The sequence below is a fragment of the Sphingomonas abietis genome (assembly GCF_027625475.1).
GTDB classification, from domain to species: Bacteria; Pseudomonadota; Alphaproteobacteria; order Sphingomonadales; family Sphingomonadaceae; genus Solisphingomonas; species Solisphingomonas abietis.
Genome location: NZ_CP115174.1, coordinates 119,546 through 137,930, shown reverse-complemented (window position 1 = coordinate 137,930; position 18,385 = coordinate 119,546). Strand labels below are relative to the sequence as shown.

The window sequence follows — 18,385 nt, the reverse complement described above, 5'->3', positions numbered from 1 at the left end:
CGCGGCCGGCTCAAAGCGGCCGCAGCGAGACGAATACGAACGGGCGGCGGTCGGTGTCGAGCGTGATGTCGAGGGAGGAGAGCCCGCAGGGGATGTCATGCCCGATCGCCCGGCTGGCCACCGAGCAGGCGTGCGCGTGCCATTCCCCCACCGGCAGCGCGAGGATCGACACGAAGATCGCCCCCACCAGCGCCAGCGAAGCGAGGATGTCGCGACGGATCGCACGGCGACGTTCAGAAGAGCGGCTGGCGGGAGAGCGGCGGCGGGGCATCGGCGATCCTGCGGCGAGAGGGCGGGCGGACGATAACGCCCGCCCGCCCGCCGCGCCAGCCGGCGCGCATGGCCCCTGCGAAACGACTTATCCGCCGAACGCGCTCGCCCGCTGGCCGAGCAAAGTCACCTCGACGCGGCGGTTGAGGCGCATACCGGCTGCGGTCGCATTGGTCGCCACCGGATCATGCTCGCCATGCCCGCGCACCCGGAAGCGGGCCTCGGTCACGCCCATCCGGTCGAACGCCGCGCGGACGCTCTCCGCGCGCCGCTCGGACAGATCCTGGTTGTGGGCCTCGCTGCCGCGCGAATCGGTGAAGCCGTCGATCGCGACGCGGACGCCCGCATTGTCGTGCAGATAATCGGCGAGCGCGCGCAGCTTGTCGATCGCGCCGGGGCGCAGTTCCGCGCTGTCGGTGCGGAACAGCACATCCTCCTGCAAGGTCATCCGCGCGCCTTCCGGGGTATCGCGGAAATGATAGGCGCGCATCGCCTCCCGCTCGCGCATCGGCGGCCCCTCGCGGACGGGCACGGGCACCGCAACCGGCGGCCCGGCATCGACCACCGCCCAATCGAAGCGGCCATGATCGGGGCCGGCCGATTCGGCGAAGGCGCGGTTGGCGGCACGCGCCTCGCGCGGGGTGATGAAACCGTCATGGTTCCAGTCGAAATTGCGCGCCACGAAGGCGCGGCCGCGCGGCGTGCGGCTCAGCTCGGGATAGAGGATGCGCAGGCCGGGGCCGTCGAGATCATAAGCGCGGCGATCGTCCGCGCGGCCGCCGCTCCAGTCCCAGTGGCCGGGCACCCAATGGCCCTGCGCCATGGCGGGAAAGGCGAGCATCGCGGCCAGGCCGGCGGCGGCCACAAAACGGGTGTTGAACATCGGCATTCCTCCTCTTCCCACTCGCGGCGGGTGTGGGGGGAGCGGCTTGAACGGCTGGTGAGCATGGCCGACAGGCGATGTTCAGGCGCGCAGGATGCCCCCGTCGGCGACGCGCAGATGGGTGCCGTCCCCGATCCCCTCGAACAGCGCCGGTTCGGTGCCGGTCATCCACACCTGCCCGCCGGCCAAAGCGAGGCGCTCGAACAGCGCGGCACGACGCAGCGGATCGAGATGCGCCGCCACCTCGTCGAGCAGCAGCAGCGGCGGCAGCCCGGTGCGTTCCGCCACCAGATCGGCATGGGCGAGTACGATGCCGAGCAGCAATGCCTTCTGCTCGCCGGTCGAGCAGCGCCCGGCCGGCTGGTCCTTGCCGAGATGGGTGACGACCAGATCGCTGCGATGGGGCCCGACCAAGGTCCGCCCCGCCGCCGCGTCCCGCCCGCGCGAGGCGCGCAGCTCGGCGGCGAGATCGCCGCCGCTCCAGCCCTCCAGCGCGAGGCCGGCGCGCGCGAACGGCCCCTCCGGCTGATCGCGCAGCCTGGCCGCCAGCGCCGCCACCGTCCGCCCGCGCGCCGCCGCCAGCGTGCCGCCATGCTCGGCCATGCCCGCCTCCAGCGCCGCCAGCCAGCTCGGGTCCGATCCCTCGGGCTCGGCGAGCAGCTTGTTGCGCGCGCGCATCGCCGCCTCGTAGCGCGCGGCGTGATGGGCATGGCCCGGCTCGAGCGCCAGCACGAGGCGATCGAGGAAGCGCCGCCGCCCGCCCGCGCTCTCGCTGAACAGCCGGTCCATCGCCGGCGTCAGCCACAGCACCGACAGCCATTCGGACAGCGAGTTGGCGGTCGCCCCGGCGCCGTTGACGCGGACCTGCCGGCGCTCGGGCGCGGCCGCCGTGGTGCCGGTGCCGATCTCGACATCCGCGCCCAGCCGCGCCGCGACCGCGAAGCCGCCGGGGCCGTCGCCGCGCGCCATCTCGGACAGCGCCGCGCCCCGCAGGCCCCGCCCCGGCGACAGCAGCGAAAGCGCCTCCAGGATGTTGGTCTTGCCCGCACCATTCTCGCCGGTGAGCACCACGAAGCCCGGCCCCGCCTCGATCAGGGCGGAACCATAAGAGCGAAAATCGGTGAGGATCAGACGCGAGACGGACATGCACCGCCCGTCTATGCTAGACGACCCGTCACGAAAAGGCGGCCGTACACAGGGAGATGGATATGCTCGCGGAACTGAGGACACTCGATCGCAGCCAATGGAGCGCGGTGATCGCCAGTTTCCTCGGCTGGACGCTGGATGCCTTCGATTTCTTCCTGATGCTGTTCATGGTCGACGCGATCGCCACCGAATTCCATTCCGACCACGAAGCGGTGTTCTTCGGCGTGACGCTGACGCTGGCGGCGCGGCCGTTCGGCGCGCTGCTGTTCGGCTGGCTGGCCGACAGGTTCGGCCGTCGCCCGATCCTGATGATCGACATCCTGCTCTTCTCGGTGTTCGAATTCGCCTCCGCCTTCGCGCCGAGCCTGGTGATGCTGCTGATCATCCGCACCCTGTTCGGCTTTGCGATGGGCGGCGAATGGGGGATCGGCGCCTCGCTGGTGATGGAATCGATCCCGGCCAAGACGCGCGGCATCATCTCGGGGCTGCTCCAGGAGGGCTATGCCTGCGGCTATCTGCTCGCCGCGATCGCCTATTATTTCCTGTTCGACGCGATCGGCTGGCGCGGCATGTTCATGATCGGGATCGTGCCCGCGCTGCTCGTCGTGATCATCCGGCTGTGGGTGAAGGAGAGCCCGAGCTTCGAGGCTGCGCGCGGCGAGCCGCGGGCCAATCCGATCGCGGTGCTGCTCAGGCATTGGAAGACGACGCTCTACGTCGTCGTGCTGATGACCGCCTTCAACTTCTTCAGCCACGGCACGCAGGACGTCTATCCGACCTTCCTGAAGTCGGATCACCATTTCGATACCCACCAGATCGGGCTGATCACCGCGATCATGAATGTCGGCGCGATCACCGGCGGGCTGCTGTTCGGGGCGCTGTCCGATCGGTTCAGCCGGCGCTGGGCGATCATCGGCGCGGCGCTGCTGGCGCTGCCCGTCATCCCGCTATGGGCGTTCAGCCACACCGCCGCGATGCTCGCGCTCGGCGCCTTCCTGATCCAGGTCGCGGTGCAGGGCGCCTGGGGCGTGGTGCCCGCCCATATCAACGAACTGGCGCCGGATGGCGCGCGCGGCATGTTCCCCGGCTTCGCCTACCAGGCCGGCAATTTCATCGCGTCGATCAACGCGACCTGGCAGGCGAGCCTCGCCAGGCAATCGAGCTATTCGCACGCCATGGCTTTGGTCTGCGGGGTGACCGCGGTGGTGCTGGTGGTGTGGACGTTCATCGGGCCGGAACGGAAGGGCGCCGAGCTGAAATAGCGGCGCAGGCGCCCGAATCAGGCGAATCAGGCGGCGGCCGTCAGACCTCGACCGCGCCGTTCCGGCGCTCGATCTCGTCGACAAGCCGCCAGACCTGCTTGGAATCCTCGTCCGCCAGCGCCTCGTCGAGCGCTTTCTGAAGCTGCTCGTCGGTCAACAGGCCGAGTTCCAGGTTGCGATCGAAATACAAGGATGCACTCCCACCAGATTGCTACGGCATAATCCGGCAATGCTTTCGCTGACCATAACGGCGCGCACCGGATCGCATTATTTTCGGTTCGACCGTTATTTTCGATTCGACGGGGTCGATTCGATGCCGCGCCGCCCGGCGCGGGCCGCGATCAGCCGCCGGAAACCGGCTCGCTCTTGCTGCGATCGAGCGCTGCGAGCAGGGCGATGAACTCGTGGGGCAGTTGCTGGCCGATCGGCTGCGCGAAGGCCCGCTTCAGCGCTGCCCCCACCCTCTGTTCGTGAATCTTCTGCACGCCGCGCTCCGTCCCTCCCGCTTACGACGACAGGACGCGCCGGTTTAGCTGGACATTGGTCGCGACTGGAGGGGCGTGAGACCGGCCGAGCCGACCGATCGACGGGCGGCGGCGGTCATCATCGCCGCCGCCGCCGCCGCCCGCCAGATCAGACGCGCATCGGCATCAGCACGTAGAGCGCCGGGGCCTTCTCGCCCTCGCGGATCAGCGTCGGCGCCGCCGCATCGGCGAGATGGACCTCGACCTCGTCGCCCTCGATCTGGCCGAGGATATCCATCAGATAGCGCGCGTTGAAGCCGATCTCGAAGCCGAGCGAGGCGTAGAGGCCGGGCACTTCCTCGGCCGCCGTGCCATTCTCCGGCGAGGTGACGGACAGCGTGATCTTGTCGCGATCGAGGCTCATCTTCACCGCGCGGGTCTTTTCGGACGCGATGGTGGCGACGCGATCGACGCCCTGCATGAAGCTCTTCGGATCGATCTTGAGCAGCTTGTCGTTGCCGGTCGGGATCACTCGCGAATAATCCGGGAAGGTGCCGTCGATCAGCTTGGAGGTCAGGATCGCGGCGCCCAGCCCGAAGCGGATCTTGGTGCCGCTCAGCGACAGCTCGACCGACCCGTCGACCTCGTCGAGCAATTTGCGCAGCTCGGCCACGCATTTGCGCGGGATGATCACGCCCGGCATCCCGGCGGCGCCCTCCGGCTGCGGCACGGTCACGCGGGCGAGCCGGTGGCCGTCGGTCGCGGCCGCCTTGAGCACCGGGCCGTCAGCGCCCTCGTCGGCGACGTGGAAATAGATGCCGTTCAGATAATAGCGGGTCTCTTCGGTCGAGATCGCGAAGCGGGTCTTGTCGATGATCTGGCGCAGCGTCGCCGCCGGCAGATCGAATTTGGTCGGCAGGTCGCCCTCGGCGATCACCGGGAAATCGTCGCGCGGCAGGGTCGCGAGGTTGAAGCGCGCGCGGCCTGCCGTCACCAGCATCTTGCCCTCGGCCGCGGTCAATTGGACCTGCGACCCCTCGGGCAGCTTGCGCGCGATATCGAACAATGTGTGGGCGGAGACGGTGGTGGCACCGGCCTGATCGACCGCCGCATCGACGATTTCGACGATCTGGAGATCGAGATCGGTCGCCATCAGCTTCAATCCGCCGCCGGCCGACGCCTCGATCAGCACGTTGGACAGGATCGGGATGGTATTGCGTCGCTCCACCACGGACTGGACATGGCTCAGTCCCTTCAGAAGCGTCGCCCGCTCGATCGTCGCCTTCATTCCGTCCCCGCTTACACTGACTTGGAGAGTGGTTATAGCGCGCCGTTCGCAGGCCGCCAGCCATAAGAAAGGGGCCGAAGCGTCTCCGCCCCGGCCCCCTTGCTCATTTTCGGGCTTAACTTCGGATCGATCGCGCGATCAGAAGCGCACGCCGAAGCCGACGATGCCGGCGTCACGGCCGCCGAAATCATCCTCATATTCGGTGCGGCGATATTCGGCCGACACATAGGTGCGCGGCGTCACCGCATATTCCAGGCCGCCGCCGTAGCGCACGCCCTCGAGGTTGGTGTGGCCGCCCTGATATTCGAAGCGGGTCGTGTCGTAGCCGACCTTGGCGAAGGCGAGCACGCGCGGCAACACCACATAGCCGGCGCGGGCCGAGATCGCGACATCGCGCGACACGTTGAAGCCGTCGCCCTTGGTGGTCGAATCCTCGAAGGTCGCCTCGGCGCCCAGCGTGATCCTGGGGGCCACGGCCTTGTCGTAACCGAAGGCGCCGCCATAGGTGAAGCCGTCCTGGTCGTGGGTCTTGTCGTAGCCCAGGGTGACGCCGAGGCGCGCACCGGTGAACGGCGCGGCGTCCTGCGCGAAGGCGGGGGCGGCGATGGCGGCGGCGGCAATGGCTGCGGCGAACATGATACGCATAAACTTACTCCTTACGCTTGCGTCCCGTCCTCTCCAGGGGGATGTCGGGTCCGCGGCGGCGGCCACTGAGCGTTGTCACATGAACGTCACATAAACGGATTGGGCGGTGTTGCCGCGCCGCAACAAAGGTACGAAAATGAAACCGTTCCATGTTGAAATGCGGACTGCCGCCCTTACGGCGCTGCTCGCCGCAGTCGGGACGGCGCAGGCGGCACGGGCGGCGGATCATGCGATGCCCGACCGCGCTGCGCCCGACCGGACCTCGATCGCCGTGTTTCGCGATTGGGGCGCGTTTCGCGAAGGCCCGGCCAACGCCCCGGCCCGCTGCTTCGCGATCGCGGCCCCGCCGCCCAGCACCATCGCGGCCGGGCGCGGCGCCTTCGCCGCGGTGGCTTACTGGCCGGGCCGGCGCATCCGCACGCAACTCTCGATCCATCTGAGCTACGCGCTGCGCGACGGCGAGCCGGTGACGCTGGCCATCGGCGACGCCGCCTTCGCGCTGATCGGCCATGGCCAGCAGGCCTGGGCGCATGATCGCCACCAGGATGCGCGGATCGTCGCCGCGATGCGATCGGGCAGTTCGATGAGCATCAGCGGCATCGGCGCCGACGGCCACCCCTTCGCCGACGTCTACCGCCTGCGCGGCGCAGCCAGCGCGATCGATGCGGCGGCCTTGGCCTGCCCGATGCGGTGAGGGCGCGCCCGGTCACGGCGCAGATATTAAGCGACGGCCTTATGCAACCGGCAAGCTATTGAGATGATAGGTGCGCGGTTGATGTTGCGAAAGGGAACGCTTTCGCAACATCCGAGACGCAAAAGCGCCTCCTACGCAGTCACTCGATCGCCTTATGGGAACGCTCAGAGGCTGCCGGTTCGTTTGATTGATTTGCCAGCCAGCTTCGGCCCTATCCAGTAAACCAAACCTCCGCAGAGGCCGCCTACTAGGGCAGCGCGCCATGCTGAATGCTCTCCAACATGGAATGCATCCAAAAGCGTCAGAGAGAGGCCAGTCAGCACACCGACAGCGATCGGGTAAACCAGTGCCGGCTTCATTCCGTCCTCCTTGGCGTGTCGCTTTTACGTTATTCCTCTCTCCGGTAGCCGACAAGCGGCTTTCAACCAAATCGAACCCGGACAACTTGTCGCAAAAGGGATCCCTTTCGCAACATGATGCCCATCGTCGCCACAGCCAGAATAGCCACAGCCAGAATAACAGAAATGAGCGAACGTCCTTCCCTTGTAGGATTTCGTCTGTCAGCGTCGGGTTGCCGGCGAGACATCCGGCGACTCTTTCTCAGCCCCGGCGCAATCGGCGAAAAGGTCTTTTCTTCGGCCCGCTCGCTGTCAACTTTGTCAACTTCGCCCCCACCCCGTCCTGGCGCCGGATTCGGCGCTTTCCCGCGGCCGCCACGCCACTGGAAAAACACCCCGATTTCCATTATGTGCGCGCCATGCAGATAGCCCCGAACCTGATGCCGATCGCCGGCCATGTCGATCCCGTGCCCGTGCCGCGCGCGACTCCGCCCGGCGCGGAGGAAGGCAAGACGAGCCTCGTCGGCCTCAGCCGCGAGCAGATCCGGGGCGAGCTCGAAGCCGTCGGCATGGAGCCCAAGCAGGCCAAGCTGCGCGCCAAGCAATTGTGGCACTGGATCTATCATCGCGGCGCCACCGCGTTCGAGACGATGACCGACATCGCCAAGGCCCAGCATCCGTGGCTCACCGAGCATTTCTCGGTCGATCGCCCGGCGGTTGTGGAGGCACAGGTCTCCAACGACGGCACCCGCAAATGGCTGCTGCGCTCCACCGACGGCCATGATTTCGAGATGGTGTTCATCCCCGATGCCGATCGCGGCACCCTGTGCGTCTCCAGCCAGGTCGGCTGCACGCTCAACTGCCGCTTCTGCCACACCGGCACGATGCGGCTGGTCCGCAACCTGACGCCGGGCGAGATCGTCGGCCAGGTCATGCTGGCGCGCGATTCGCTCGGCGAATGGCCGAGCCAGCCCGAAGGGCGGATGCTCACCAACATCGTGATGATGGGCATGGGCGAGCCGCTCTATAATTTCGATGCGGTGCGCGATGCGCTCAAGATCGTGATGGATGGCGACGGGCTCGGCCTGTCGCGCCGCCGCATCACGCTCAGCACGTCCGGCGTAGTGCCGATGATGGCGCGCGCCGGCGAGGAGATCGGCGTCAACCTCGCCGTCTCGCTGCACGGCGTGACCAAGGAGGTCCGCGACGAGATCGTGCCGCTCAACCGCAAATATGGCATCGAGGAACTGTTGCAGGCCTGCGCCGATTACCCTGGCGCCAACAATGCCCGCCGCATCACCTTCGAATATGTGATGCTCAAGGACAAGAATGACAGCGATGCGGATGCGCATGAGCTGGTCCGGCTGATCCGCAAATACCGCCTGCCCGCCAAGGTGAACCTGATCCCGTTCAACCCGTGGCCGGGCGCCGCGTATGAATGTTCGACGCCGGAGCGCATCCGCAGCTTCTCGAACATCGTGTTCGAGGCCGGCATCTCGGCGCCGATCCGCACGCCGCGCGGCCGCGACATCGATGCCGCCTGCGGCCAGCTCAAGACCTCCTCCGAGAAGAAGAGCCGGGCCGAACTCGATCGGCTGGCGGAGGAGAAGCAAGCAGCGCTCGGCTGACTTGCCTTCGCCCCCCGGCTGGTTCTAGGTCCGTTTCGTCATGCTACTCGATCCCCTGTTCCGCCGTATCGTCCGCCAGGGCGAACTGACCATCACCGACGCTGCCGGCCAGACGTACCGTTATGGCGCACCCGAACCCGGCCGCGCCCCGGTCCATCTGCGGTTTCACGACAAGAAGGTGCCGCTCGATCTCGTCCGCCGCCCCGCGCTCGGCATGGCGGAAGCCTATATGGACGGCCGGATCGACGTGGAGGGGGACGATATCCTCGCCTTCATCGATCTCTACCGGGCCAATGCGCGCTGGGAGACGGCGACCGACGACGGCCTCGCCATCGGCGAGCATCCGTGGATCACCCGGCTCGGCCGCGCCAACAACCGGCGCAAATCGCGCAAGAATGTCGCGCATCATTATGATCTGAGCGATCGGCTCTACGATCTCTTCCTCGATCGCGACAAGCAATATAGCTGCGCCTACTTCACCCCCGAGAATAATGATCGCGATCTCGATCGGGCGCAGCTCGAGAAGAAGGCGCACATCGCCGCCAAGCTGGCCCTCAAGCCCGGCCAGAAGGTGCTCGACATCGGCTGCGGCTGGGGCGGCATGGCGCTCTACCTGAACCGCGTCGCCGACGTCGACGTGCTCGGCATCACGCTCAGCGAGGAGCAGCTCAAGGTCGCCCGCCGCCGCGCCGAGGAGGCCGGCGTCGCCGATCGCGTGAAATTCGAGCTGATCGACTATCGCACGCTCGATGGCCGATTCGATCGCATCGTCTCGGTCGGCATGTTCGAGCATGTCGGCGTGCCCGATTTCCGTGCCTATTTCCGCAAGGTCCGCGATCTGCTGACCGAGGACGGGGTGGCGCTGATCCACACCATCGGCCGAGTCGGCCCGCCGAGCTTCACCGATGGCTTCACCGCCAAATATATCTTCCCCGGCGGCTATATCCCGGCGCTGTCGGAAACGGTCGCGGCGAGCGAGCGCGAGCATCTGATGCTCTCGGACCTCGAGGTGCTGCGCCTCCATTACGGGCTGACGATCGAACCCTGGTACGCCCGCACCGGCGCCGCGAAGGACCAGATCGTCGCGCTCTACGACGAGCGCTTCTACCGCATGTGGCGCTTCTACCTCGCCGGCGCGATCACGGCATTCCGCCATGCCGACATGGTCAATTTCCAGCTCCAATATGTCCGCGATCGGCACGCGCTGCCGATCACGCGGGATTATATCGCCGAGGCGGAGAAGGCGCTGCTCGCCAAGGGTTAAGGGGTCGCCTTCGCGGCCTTCGCCTGCGCCTTGAGCATCTTGCGCTTGATGCTCGCCGCCTTGCGCGCCTCGTCGGGCGTCACCGTGCCGTCATGGTTGAGGTCCGCGCCATCGGTATGGGCGAGCGCCGCGGCGACGAAGGCGGCGCGCGGAATGCGTCCGCTATGCGCCTGATCGACGGCATCGAACTGCGCATCGACCATCGCCCAGCCCTTCGCCGTCGGCGTGCCGCCCTTCGCCTTCACGATCGCGGCCAAGGCGGCATGATATTCCTCGCGGGTCATCACCCCGTCATGATTGACGTCGGCCTTGTCGAACATGGCGATCGCGCGCGCCTCGACATCCGATCGATGCACCGGCGGGGGATCGGCCCGCGCCGCACCGACGGCGAGAAGGAGGGGCACCGCAGCGGCGGCCACAACGGTCGGCGACAGCCGCCAGCACTTCGACATCATGACACTCCGGCAACAGCGCGGCTTGAACCGCAGGCCCGGCGATGGCACAGGCGCGCCCGTCCCGTCACCCCCTTGTGTCCGTAAGGAACTCGCCATGTCTCAGCCGGTCAACCGCGTCGTCCTCGCTTATTCGGGCGGTCTCGATACCAGCGTGATCCTGAAATGGCTGAAGGAGACCTACAATTGCGAGGTCGTCACCTTCACCGCCGATCTCGGCCAAGGCGAGGAACTGGAGCCGGCCCGCGCCAAGGCGCTGCTGATGGGCGTGAAGCCCGAGCATATCTTCATCGACGATCTGCGCGAGGAGTTCGTGCGCGACTATGTGTTCCCGATGATGCGCGCCAACGCGCTCTACGAGGGCACCTATCTGCTCGGCACCTCGATCGCGCGGCCGCTGATCGCCAAGCGCCAGATCGAGATCGCCAAGATGGTCGGCGCCGATGCGGTCAGCCACGGCGCCACCGGCAAGGGCAATGACCAGGTCCGCTTCGAGCTCGGCTATTACGCGCTCCAGCCCGACATCAAGGTGATCGCGCCGTGGCGGGAGTGGGATCTGACCAGCCGCACCAAGCTGATCGAATATGCCGAGAAGCACCAGATCCCGGTGCCCAAGGACAAGCGCGGCGAATCGCCCTTCTCCACCGACGCCAACATGCTCCACACCTCGTCCGAGGGTAAGGTGCTGGAGAATCCGTGGGACGAGGTGCCGGACTATGTCTATTCGCGCACCAACAACCCCGAGGATGCGCCCGACACCCCGGAATATATCACCATCGATTTCGAGAAGGGCGACGGCGTCGCGCTGAACGGCGAGGCGATGAGCCCCGCGACGCTGCTGGAGGCGCTGAACGGCCTCGGTAAGACCCACGGCATCGGCCGGCTCGATCTCGTCGAGAACCGCTTCGTCGGCATGAAGTCGCGCGGCATGTACGAGACGCCGGGCGGCACCATCTACCACGCCGCGCATCGCGGCATCGAGCAGATCACGCTGGATCGCGGCGCCGCCCACCTCAAGGACGAGCTGGCGGTGCGCTATGCCGAACTGATCTACAACGGCTTCTGGTTCTCGCCCGAGCGCGAGATGCTCCAGGCCGCGATCGACCATTCGCAGGCGCGGGTGAACGGCACCGTCCGCCTCAAGCTCTACAAGGGCCAGGCCTCGGTGGTCGGCCGCAAGTCGCCCGACACGCTCTATTCCGAGAAGGTCGTCACCTTCGAGGAGGACGCCGGCGCCTATGACCAGCGCGACGCGGCCGGCTTCATCAAGCTCAACGCGCTACGGCTGCGCCTGCTCGGCCGCCGCGACGGGCGCTAAATCCGTCCGTCTCAGGCCAATCAGATCGATCTGACGACTCTGGAAACGACCGACCGTCACCCGGTTCCGCTCCAGCGCGTGAAGCATATGGTCGTTGGTGTCGTAGAGTGGCCCGGTCAGCCGGAGCAGCCAGATCGTCGGCGGGCGGCGGGCGGCATCGGTTCGCATCAGCGCATCGATCTGCGCGGGATAGAGCGAGACGGCGCCCCGGCTTCCGGTCGGGTGGTAGCCGGGCACCGCGAGCGCCGGCATCGCCGCCGGCACCTGCATCAGCGGCAGGTGCCGGCGCTGATCCCGCAACGCATAGGCCAGCGGTAGCGCGCCCTCATTGGGATAGGCCCACACCACGTCGCCCGGCGCCATGCGGGGGGTGAGCCAGGCGATCGCGCCATACCAATCCTGCGCCGGCCCGACCCTCGCCTCCATCCGGTCGATGATCACCATCGAGCCCAGCACGGCCGAGAGCGGCACCAGCCCGGCCCACAGCCAGCGCCCCGGCCAGACCAGGCCGACGCTGAGCAGCAGCAGGGCCGGGATCGCCGCCGGGCTCAATGTCCGCGCCAGGAACACCGGCGAGACCAGGGCCGACAGCAGGATCGACAGCAGCACCGGCAGCAGCGCCATCAGCAGCAGGATGGTCAGCAGCCGGCCGCCGCCCAGGCGCCGCAGCAGCAGGGTGGCGCCGACGATCGCCGCCACCAGCGCGATCAGGCGCGCCCACAGATTCCAGTCGAGATAGATCTGCCCGATCGCGACCGGCACGTCGGCCATCGCGAAGGTCACCCAGGTGCTGCTCACCCATCCGGTCGCCTGATGGATCATGATCAGGAAGGCCGGCAGGTAGATCAGTCCGACCACCGCCTGCCCGCCCGCCAGCCATGTCCAGTCGCGCCGACCGAGGCCGGGTTTCAGCACCGCGACACCGAGCGCCAGCGTCATCGACAGACCAAATAGTGGGCCGAGGCTGTGCAGCCACAGCATCAGCGCCTCGCAGAGGAAGAAGCCGGCGATCGCGGCGCGATCCGGCCGGTTTCGGCGTGCGGTATCCTGGATCAGCCGGAGCAGCGGCAGCAGGCTCGTCGCATAGACGAGGATCATCACCGGATAGGGCCGCACCTGCCGGCTCATCGCGATCAGCAGCGGCTGGAGCGCCACCAGGGACAGCATGATCGCGATCAGCCACAGCCGGTCACGGCGGGACATACGGGTGATCCGCCCCAGCCGCGCCGCGACCATGCCGACCACCAGGATCGTCCCGAAACCGCAAAGAAGCCCGAGCGCCCGTCGCGCGACCAGCCCGGTGCCGGCCCATCCGCTCCAGATCCGCAGCAGCGAATAATAGACCGGCGGGTGGGTCTCATATTGGGGAACGACATGCCAGAGGAAGGCGAAGCCGTGATCGGCGGCAAAGGCGCTATAGGCCTCGTCCAGCCACAATGGCTCGCCTGCGACATGCCACAGGCGCAGGACCGATCCGGCCAGCACCGCCGCCACCGCCATCACGACGGGCAACGCTGCGCGACGTGCCTGCATATCCCGATTCGTCACATCTCGTCCCCGCCCCCCGGCGAATCGGACTTAGCCGAAGGGGGACCATGCGAATATCCCGTAAATCGGGGCTTCCGGGCCGATCCGGGACAGGTTTTAACCGTAAATTATCCAGTTTCGCCGCATCGGAAAGACGAAGGATCGCCCGGGGAGACGAGCGTGCATAGCGAACAGCAGAATAGTGTCGACGTCGCCATCATCGGCGCAGGCCCGGCCGGCCTGACGGCCGCCTACCTGCTCACCAAGGCCGGCAAGACCGTGACCGTGATCGAGAAGGATCCGGTCTATGTCGGCGGCATCAGCCGCACCGTGGAACATCACGGCTTCCGGTTCGACATCGGCGGCCATCGCTTCTTCTCGAAGAGCCGCGAAGTGGTCGACCTCTGGAACGAGATCCTGCCGGACGACTTCATCGAACGCCCGCGGATGAGCCGCATCTATTACGAGGGCAAATTCTACAGCTATCCGCTCCGCGCGTTCGAGGCGCTGTTCAACCTCGGCGTGTGGCGCTCGACGCTCTGCATGGCGAGCTATCTGCGCTGGAAGCTGTTCCCCAAGAAGGAGGCCAGGAGCTTCCAGGATTGGACGATCAACCAGTTCGGCGCCAAGCTGTTCGGCATCTTCTTCAAGACCTACACCGAGAAGGTGTGGGGCATGCCCTGCGACGAGATTTCGGCGGACTGGGCCGCCCAGCGTATCAAGGGACTGAGCCTCGGCGGCGCCGTGCTGGATGGCCTCAAGCGCTCGCTCGGGCTGAACAAGAAGCCCAATGACGGCATGGCGACCAAGACGCTGCTGGAAAGCTTCCGTTATCCGCGCAAGGGCCCCGGCATGATGTGGGAGGCCGCGCGTGACCGCGTGGTCGAGGGCGGCAACAGCGTGTTGATGGCGCACAATCTGAAGCAGCTCAGCCAGGACAAATCCGGCTGGCGCATGGTCGCGACCGGGCCGGACGGCGATCGCGTGATCCGCGCCGCCCACGTCATCTCGTCGGCGCCGATGCGCGAGCTGGCCGGCCGCATCCATCCGCTGCCGCAGTCGCTGCCCGATGCGCTCGATCTCAAATATCGCGACTTCCTGACCGTCGCGCTGATGATCCGTTCCGAAGACCTGTTCCCCGACAACTGGATCTACATCCATGATTCGAAGGTGAAGGTCGGCCGCATCCAGAATTTCCGCAGCTGGTCGCCGGAAATGGTGCCCGATCCCGAACTGGCCTGCGTCGGCCTCGAATATTTCTGCTTCGAGGGTGATGGCGTGTGGGCGTCGCCGGACGACGTGCTGATCGATCTCGCCACGAAGGAAATGGGCATTCTCGGCCTGTGCGATCCGGCCACCGTCGAGGGCGGCGTGGTGGTGCGGCAGGAGAAGGCCTATCCGGTCTATGACGATGCCTATGCCCGCCATGTCACCGCGATGCGCACCGAATTGGAGGCCGCCTATCCGACGCTCCATCTGGTCGGCCGCAACGGCATGCACCGCTACAACAACCAGGATCATGCGATGATGACGGCGATGCTGACCGTCCGCAACATCCTGGCCGGCCATCGCCAATATGATGTCTGGGCGGTCAACGAGGATGCCGAATATCATGAGTCGGGCAACGAGGGCGCGGACGCGCAGATCGCCGCGCCGCTCGACGAGGACCAGAAGGCGGCGCTCGCATCGGTGCGCGCCGTACCGCGCCGCCTGAAGGCAGCGTGACCGGGCGGCCGGGCGTCATGATCGACGTGATGCGATCACGGCCGGGCGCCCGGCCCGAAGAGAGCGCTGCCGGCATGCCCCGCTGGTGGTATCGGTTGGCCCTGATTGCGATCGTGGCGCTCGGCATCGCCTTTCTCGTGCTGATGTCCGCCGATTCGATTGCGAAGCGGCAGTTTGGCGATCCCGATGACCTCATGCGCCTCCAGCAGGTGCGCGACTGGATGGCCGGGCAGGCCTGGACCGACGTCACCCAATATCGGGTGAGCCCCCCCCTGGGCATGCCCATGCACTGGTCGCGTCTGGTCGACGTGCCACTGGCCGCTGCCATCCTCGCTTTCCGGCCGTTCGTCGGCCCGGCGCAGGCCGAAATCCTCGCCTGTGTCGCGGTGCCGATGCTGACCTACGCCTGCATCGCCTTGCTGATGGCCGCAATCACCCGCCGCCTGCTGAACAGCGATGCCTTGGCGCTGCTCGCGGCGGCCTGTTGCGCGATCAATGGCGGCATCGTCCTGACTTCGCATCCGCTGCGGATCGATCACCATGGCTGGCAGGTGACGTGCGCGCTCGGCATGGTGCTGCTGCTGCTCGGCCCGCGGATGCCGGGCCGCGCAGCGATCGCCGGGCTGATCGCCGCGCTGTGGATGCACATCTCGCTCGAAGGGATCCTCTTCACGGCGGCATGCGGAGGCTGGCTCGGGGTTTGTTGGCTGATCCGTCCCACCCGCGAGGGTGCGACGCTTCCCGCCTTTCTAGGCGCCGTATCGCTCGGCAGTCTGGCGCTCTTCCTCGTCGCCCACGGGAGCGCATTGTTCGGCAAGACCTATTGCGACGCGGTTTCGCCCGTCCACATGGTGATGTTCGCGGTGGCGGCGATCGGAACGACCGTCTGCCTGGCGCTCGCGCCGCGTGGCATCGTCGTCCGTGGCATCGGCATCGCCACTGCCGCACTGCTGGCGGCCGCGACCTACAAATTGTGGGCGCCCCAGTGCGGAGGCGGCCCCTTCGCATCCTTACCGCCGCTCAGCTATCGCCTCTGGTATCTGCAGATACCCGAAGGCCTGCCCTTCTGGACGCAGCCTGTCGTCACAGTCGCGGTGTATAACGGCTTCCCTCTCCTCGGGCTGGTCGGCGCCGCGCTTGGACTGCGTCACGCGGCTACCACCCGGCAGGCGCCGCTCCTCGACTATGCAGCCCTTTTCGCCGCCTCATTCGCGATCGGCCTCATGCTGATGCGCGCCGCGGCTTTATCCAACCTTCTGGCCGTCCCCGGCGCACTCCTCCTCCTGCGCGCGATGTGGAACCGAGCCATGGCACTGCGAACGATCTGGCTGCGCGCGCCGGCCGCTGCCGCCACGATCGTCCTGCTCAATCCGATCGCACCGGTGGCTGCGGCGATTTCGCTCATCCCCGCGAAATGGAATGCGTCGCCACATATGGCCAGTGCGCTGATGACAATCGGAGTCAACTGCACCGGACTCGATAATCTGCAACGGCTCGATACGCTGCCACCCGCGCTTATCCTGACGACGTCGTCCACCTCCGAGGCGCTGATCGCGGCGACGCATCACAGTGCCGTAGCCTCGGGCTATCACCGCGATGCTCCGGCGTTGGAGCAGACGATCCGCTTTTTCACCGCCGACGATGCAACCGCGCACGCGATCGCGCTCCGCTACCACCCGAAATATGTCTTGGTCTGCCCCGGTGACGGCGACGCCTTCCTGTACGCCCGCGACGCTCCGGGTGGCCTCGCCGCCCGCTTGGTCGCCGGCAAACCACCCGCCTGGTTGACTCCGGTCGCGGTTCCCAGGCTCCGCTTCGCACGCCTCTACGCGATCACCCGCTGATCGGCGCTTGCCCGCGCCCCCCGGCGCAGACTATCGCGGGTAGCCGTATGACAGACCCGTCGCCGTCCCCGCGTACCGCCTTCTGGGAGACGCGCAGCTTCGCCCTGGCGATGATCGCGCTTGCCGCCATCCCGCTCCTCCTCCCGGCGATTCCGCCGCTGACAGATCTGATGGGCCATATGGGCCGCTATCGGGTGCAGCTGGATATCGGCCACTCGCCCTATCTGCCGCATTATTACCGGTTCGACTGGGGGCTGATCGGCAATCTCGGCTGCGATCTGCTGGTCGAGCTGCTCGGCCCGATCCTCGGGCTGGAGCTGGCGGTCAAGCTGATCGTGCTGTCGATCCCCTGCATCATGGTCGCCGGGCTGCTGCTGGTCGCGCGCGAAATCCATGGCCGGGTGCCGGCCACCGCGCTCTTCGCGCTGCCGCTGGCCTTCGGCTATCCCTTCCAGTTCGGCTTCGTCAACTTCGCCTTCGCGATGGGGTTGATGCTGATCGCCTTCGCCTTCTGGCTGCGCATGGCGCGGACGGGGAAGCTCAAGGCGCGGCCTTATGTGTTCTTCGTCGTCTCCTTCCTGCTATGGGTGGCGCACAGCTTCGCCTGGGGCACGCTGGGCATCCTGTGCTTCATCGCCGAGGTCGTCAGGCGGCGGAAAGAGGGCAAGTCCTGGTTCGAGACCGGCTGGCGCGCGGTCGTCGCCTGCCTGCCGCTGGCGCCGCCGGCGCTGTTGCTGATGCCGTGGCGCGGCGGCGACAGCCCCAAGGGTACGTTCGACTGGTTCAACTGGTATTTCAAATGGATCTGGCTGCGCTCGGTGCTGCGCGAGCGGGTGCAGATCTGGGATATGGCGAGCGCCGCCTTGCTCTATGCGGTCGCGCTCTCCGGCCTCGTCTGGAAGCCGTGGCGCCGTTACGAGCCGATCCTGGGCATCAGCGCCGCGGTGCTGATCGCGATCTTCGTTTGCCTGCCGCGCGTGCTGCTGAGTTCGGCCTATGCCGACATGCGGCTGGTGCCCTACATGCTGGCAATCCTGATTCTGGCGCTGCGCCCGATCGCCGATCGGCGGATCGCGATCGGCATCGCGGTGGCCGCCACCCTGTTCTTCGTCGGCCGGATCAGCATCACCACCCTCGCCTTCCTCAAGTTCGAGCGCAACTACACCACCCAGCTGAAGGCGCTCGATCATGTGCCGATGGGATCACGGGTGATGGCGCTGATCAACACGCCCTGCCGATCGGCCTGGTATTCGTCCCGGATGGAGCATCTCTCCTCGATGGCGACGGTGCGCCGACAGGCCTTCGTCAACGATCAATGGGTGGCGCCCGGCGCCCAGCTGCTGCGGATCGATTACCGGCCGGCGGGCCGCTATTATTCGCACGATCCCTCGCAGATCGTCCGCCGTCCGGATTGCCGTGCGCGCAACGAGCCGATCCTCGAGATCGCGCTCGAATATTTCCCGCGCGATGCCTATGACTATGTCTGGATGATCGACATGCCCAGCAACCGCTGGCCGATCGACCCCGATCTGGTGCCTATCTGGGAAGGCAATCGCTTCGGCGTGCTCTACCGGATCATCCACCACCCGGCACCGAAGGCGATGGGGCCGAATCCGGCCCGATAGCGGTGGGCGCGG

General features: G+C 66.8%; 18 protein-coding genes. 8 read left to right on the top strand and 10 right to left on the bottom strand.

From position 1 onward, the window contains the following. Window positions 1-10 precede the first annotated feature (10 nt). The 3 genes from PBT88_RS00725 to recF form a co-directional block, all read right to left on the bottom strand. Window positions 11-271, bottom strand: a complete 261-nt coding sequence (locus tag PBT88_RS00725) for a hypothetical protein (RefSeq protein WP_270077355.1) — start codon at window positions 269-271, stop codon at window positions 11-13. Window positions 272-358: 87 nt separating this feature from the next. Next, window positions 359-1,153 (bottom strand): OmpA family protein, encoded by a 795-nt coding sequence (locus tag PBT88_RS00720; protein WP_270077354.1) that lies wholly within the window; start codon window positions 1,151-1,153, stop codon window positions 359-361. Window positions 1,154-1,234: 81 nt separating this feature from the next. After that, window positions 1,235-2,299, bottom strand: a complete 1,065-nt coding sequence (gene recF, locus PBT88_RS00715) for a DNA replication/repair protein RecF (RefSeq protein WP_270077353.1) — start codon at window positions 2,297-2,299, stop codon at window positions 1,235-1,237. A 62-nt stretch (window positions 2,300-2,361) separates the two neighbouring features. On the opposite strand from recF, the gene PBT88_RS00710 reads away from it, so the two are divergent. Then, on the top strand, window positions 2,362-3,561 hold the full coding sequence (locus PBT88_RS00710) for an MFS transporter (protein ID WP_270077352.1): 1,200 nt from the start codon (window positions 2,362-2,364) through the stop codon (window positions 3,559-3,561). 40 nt (window positions 3,562-3,601) lie between these two features. Here PBT88_RS00710 and PBT88_RS00705 read toward each other — a convergent pair whose 3' ends face one another. The 4 genes from PBT88_RS00705 to PBT88_RS00690 form a co-directional block, all read right to left on the bottom strand. Further along, entirely contained in the window at window positions 3,602-3,751 is a 150-nt protein-coding gene (locus tag PBT88_RS00705; RefSeq protein WP_270077351.1) for a hypothetical protein, read from the bottom strand. Window positions 3,752-3,902: 151 nt separating this feature from the next. Beyond that, complete coding sequence (locus PBT88_RS00700; RefSeq protein ID WP_270077350.1) at window positions 3,903-4,046, bottom strand: hypothetical protein; 144 nt, start codon at window positions 4,044-4,046, stop codon at window positions 3,903-3,905. Between the two features lie 148 nt (window positions 4,047-4,194). Beyond that, window positions 4,195-5,313 carry a DNA polymerase III subunit beta gene (gene dnaN, locus PBT88_RS00695; RefSeq protein ID WP_270077349.1) on the bottom strand — a complete coding sequence of 373 codons (1,119 nt, stop codon included), beginning with the start codon at window positions 5,311-5,313 and terminating at the stop codon, window positions 4,195-4,197. Window positions 5,314-5,451: 138 nt separating this feature from the next. After that, window positions 5,452-5,958 carry an outer membrane protein gene (locus tag PBT88_RS00690; RefSeq protein ID WP_270077348.1) on the bottom strand — a complete coding sequence of 169 codons (507 nt, stop codon included), beginning with the start codon at window positions 5,956-5,958 and terminating at the stop codon, window positions 5,452-5,454. Between the two features lie 136 nt (window positions 5,959-6,094). Between PBT88_RS00690 and PBT88_RS00685 the strand changes: the two genes are divergently transcribed. After that, window positions 6,095-6,652, top strand: a complete 558-nt coding sequence (locus PBT88_RS00685; protein WP_270077347.1) for a hypothetical protein — start codon at window positions 6,095-6,097, stop codon at window positions 6,650-6,652. A gap of 164 nt (window positions 6,653-6,816) precedes the next feature. On the opposite strand, the gene PBT88_RS00680 is transcribed toward PBT88_RS00685, so the two are convergent. After that, window positions 6,817-7,011 (bottom strand): hypothetical protein, encoded by a 195-nt coding sequence (locus tag PBT88_RS00680; protein ID WP_270077346.1) that lies wholly within the window; start codon window positions 7,009-7,011, stop codon window positions 6,817-6,819. Between the two features lie 398 nt (window positions 7,012-7,409). Between PBT88_RS00680 and rlmN the strand changes: the two genes are divergently transcribed. Both rlmN and PBT88_RS00670 read left to right on the top strand, forming a co-directional pair. After that, window positions 7,410-8,618 carry a 23S rRNA (adenine(2503)-C(2))-methyltransferase RlmN gene (gene rlmN, locus PBT88_RS00675; protein WP_270077345.1) on the top strand — a complete coding sequence of 403 codons (1,209 nt, stop codon included), beginning with the start codon at window positions 7,410-7,412 and terminating at the stop codon, window positions 8,616-8,618. Between the two features lie 40 nt (window positions 8,619-8,658). Continuing rightward, window positions 8,659-9,882: an SAM-dependent methyltransferase gene (locus PBT88_RS00670; RefSeq protein WP_270077344.1), complete on the top strand. Its 1,224-nt coding sequence runs from the start codon at window positions 8,659-8,661 to the stop codon at window positions 9,880-9,882. Here PBT88_RS00670 and PBT88_RS00665 read toward each other — a convergent pair. After that, on the bottom strand, window positions 9,879-10,334 hold the full coding sequence (locus PBT88_RS00665) for an EF-hand domain-containing protein (RefSeq protein ID WP_270077343.1): 456 nt from the start codon (window positions 10,332-10,334) through the stop codon (window positions 9,879-9,881). The genes PBT88_RS00670 and PBT88_RS00665 overlap by 4 nt on opposite strands. A 97-nt stretch (window positions 10,335-10,431) precedes the next feature. On the opposite strand from PBT88_RS00665, the gene PBT88_RS00660 reads away from it, so the two are divergent. Then, window positions 10,432-11,652 (top strand): argininosuccinate synthase, encoded by a 1,221-nt coding sequence (locus tag PBT88_RS00660; RefSeq protein WP_270077342.1) that lies wholly within the window; start codon window positions 10,432-10,434, stop codon window positions 11,650-11,652. Here the strand turns inward: PBT88_RS00660 and PBT88_RS00655 are convergent. Further along, complete coding sequence (locus PBT88_RS00655; protein ID WP_270077341.1) at window positions 11,614-13,185, bottom strand: glycosyltransferase family 39 protein; 1,572 nt, start codon at window positions 13,183-13,185, stop codon at window positions 11,614-11,616. The genes PBT88_RS00660 and PBT88_RS00655 overlap by 39 nt on opposite strands. Window positions 13,186-13,359: 174 nt before the next feature. On the opposite strand from PBT88_RS00655, the gene PBT88_RS00650 reads away from it, so the two are divergent. Genes PBT88_RS00650 through PBT88_RS00640 form a run of 3 tightly spaced genes read left to right on the top strand, consistent with a single transcriptional unit; the run spans window position 13,360 to window position 18,373 of the window. Next, window positions 13,360-14,904 carry an NAD(P)/FAD-dependent oxidoreductase gene (locus tag PBT88_RS00650; protein WP_270077340.1) on the top strand — a complete coding sequence of 515 codons (1,545 nt, stop codon included), beginning with the start codon at window positions 13,360-13,362 and terminating at the stop codon, window positions 14,902-14,904. Between the two features lie 29 nt (window positions 14,905-14,933). Beyond that, the gene (locus PBT88_RS00645; RefSeq protein ID WP_270077339.1) at window positions 14,934-16,748 is read left to right on the top strand and encodes a hypothetical protein; all 1,815 of its coding nucleotides are present in this window, start codon (window positions 14,934-14,936) and stop codon (window positions 16,746-16,748) included. Window positions 16,749-16,795: 47 nt separating this feature from the next. Continuing rightward, a complete protein-coding gene (locus PBT88_RS00640; protein WP_270077338.1) occupies window positions 16,796-18,373 on the top strand; it encodes a hypothetical protein in 1,578 nt (525 codons plus the stop codon). Window positions 18,374-18,385 lie beyond the last annotated feature (12 nt).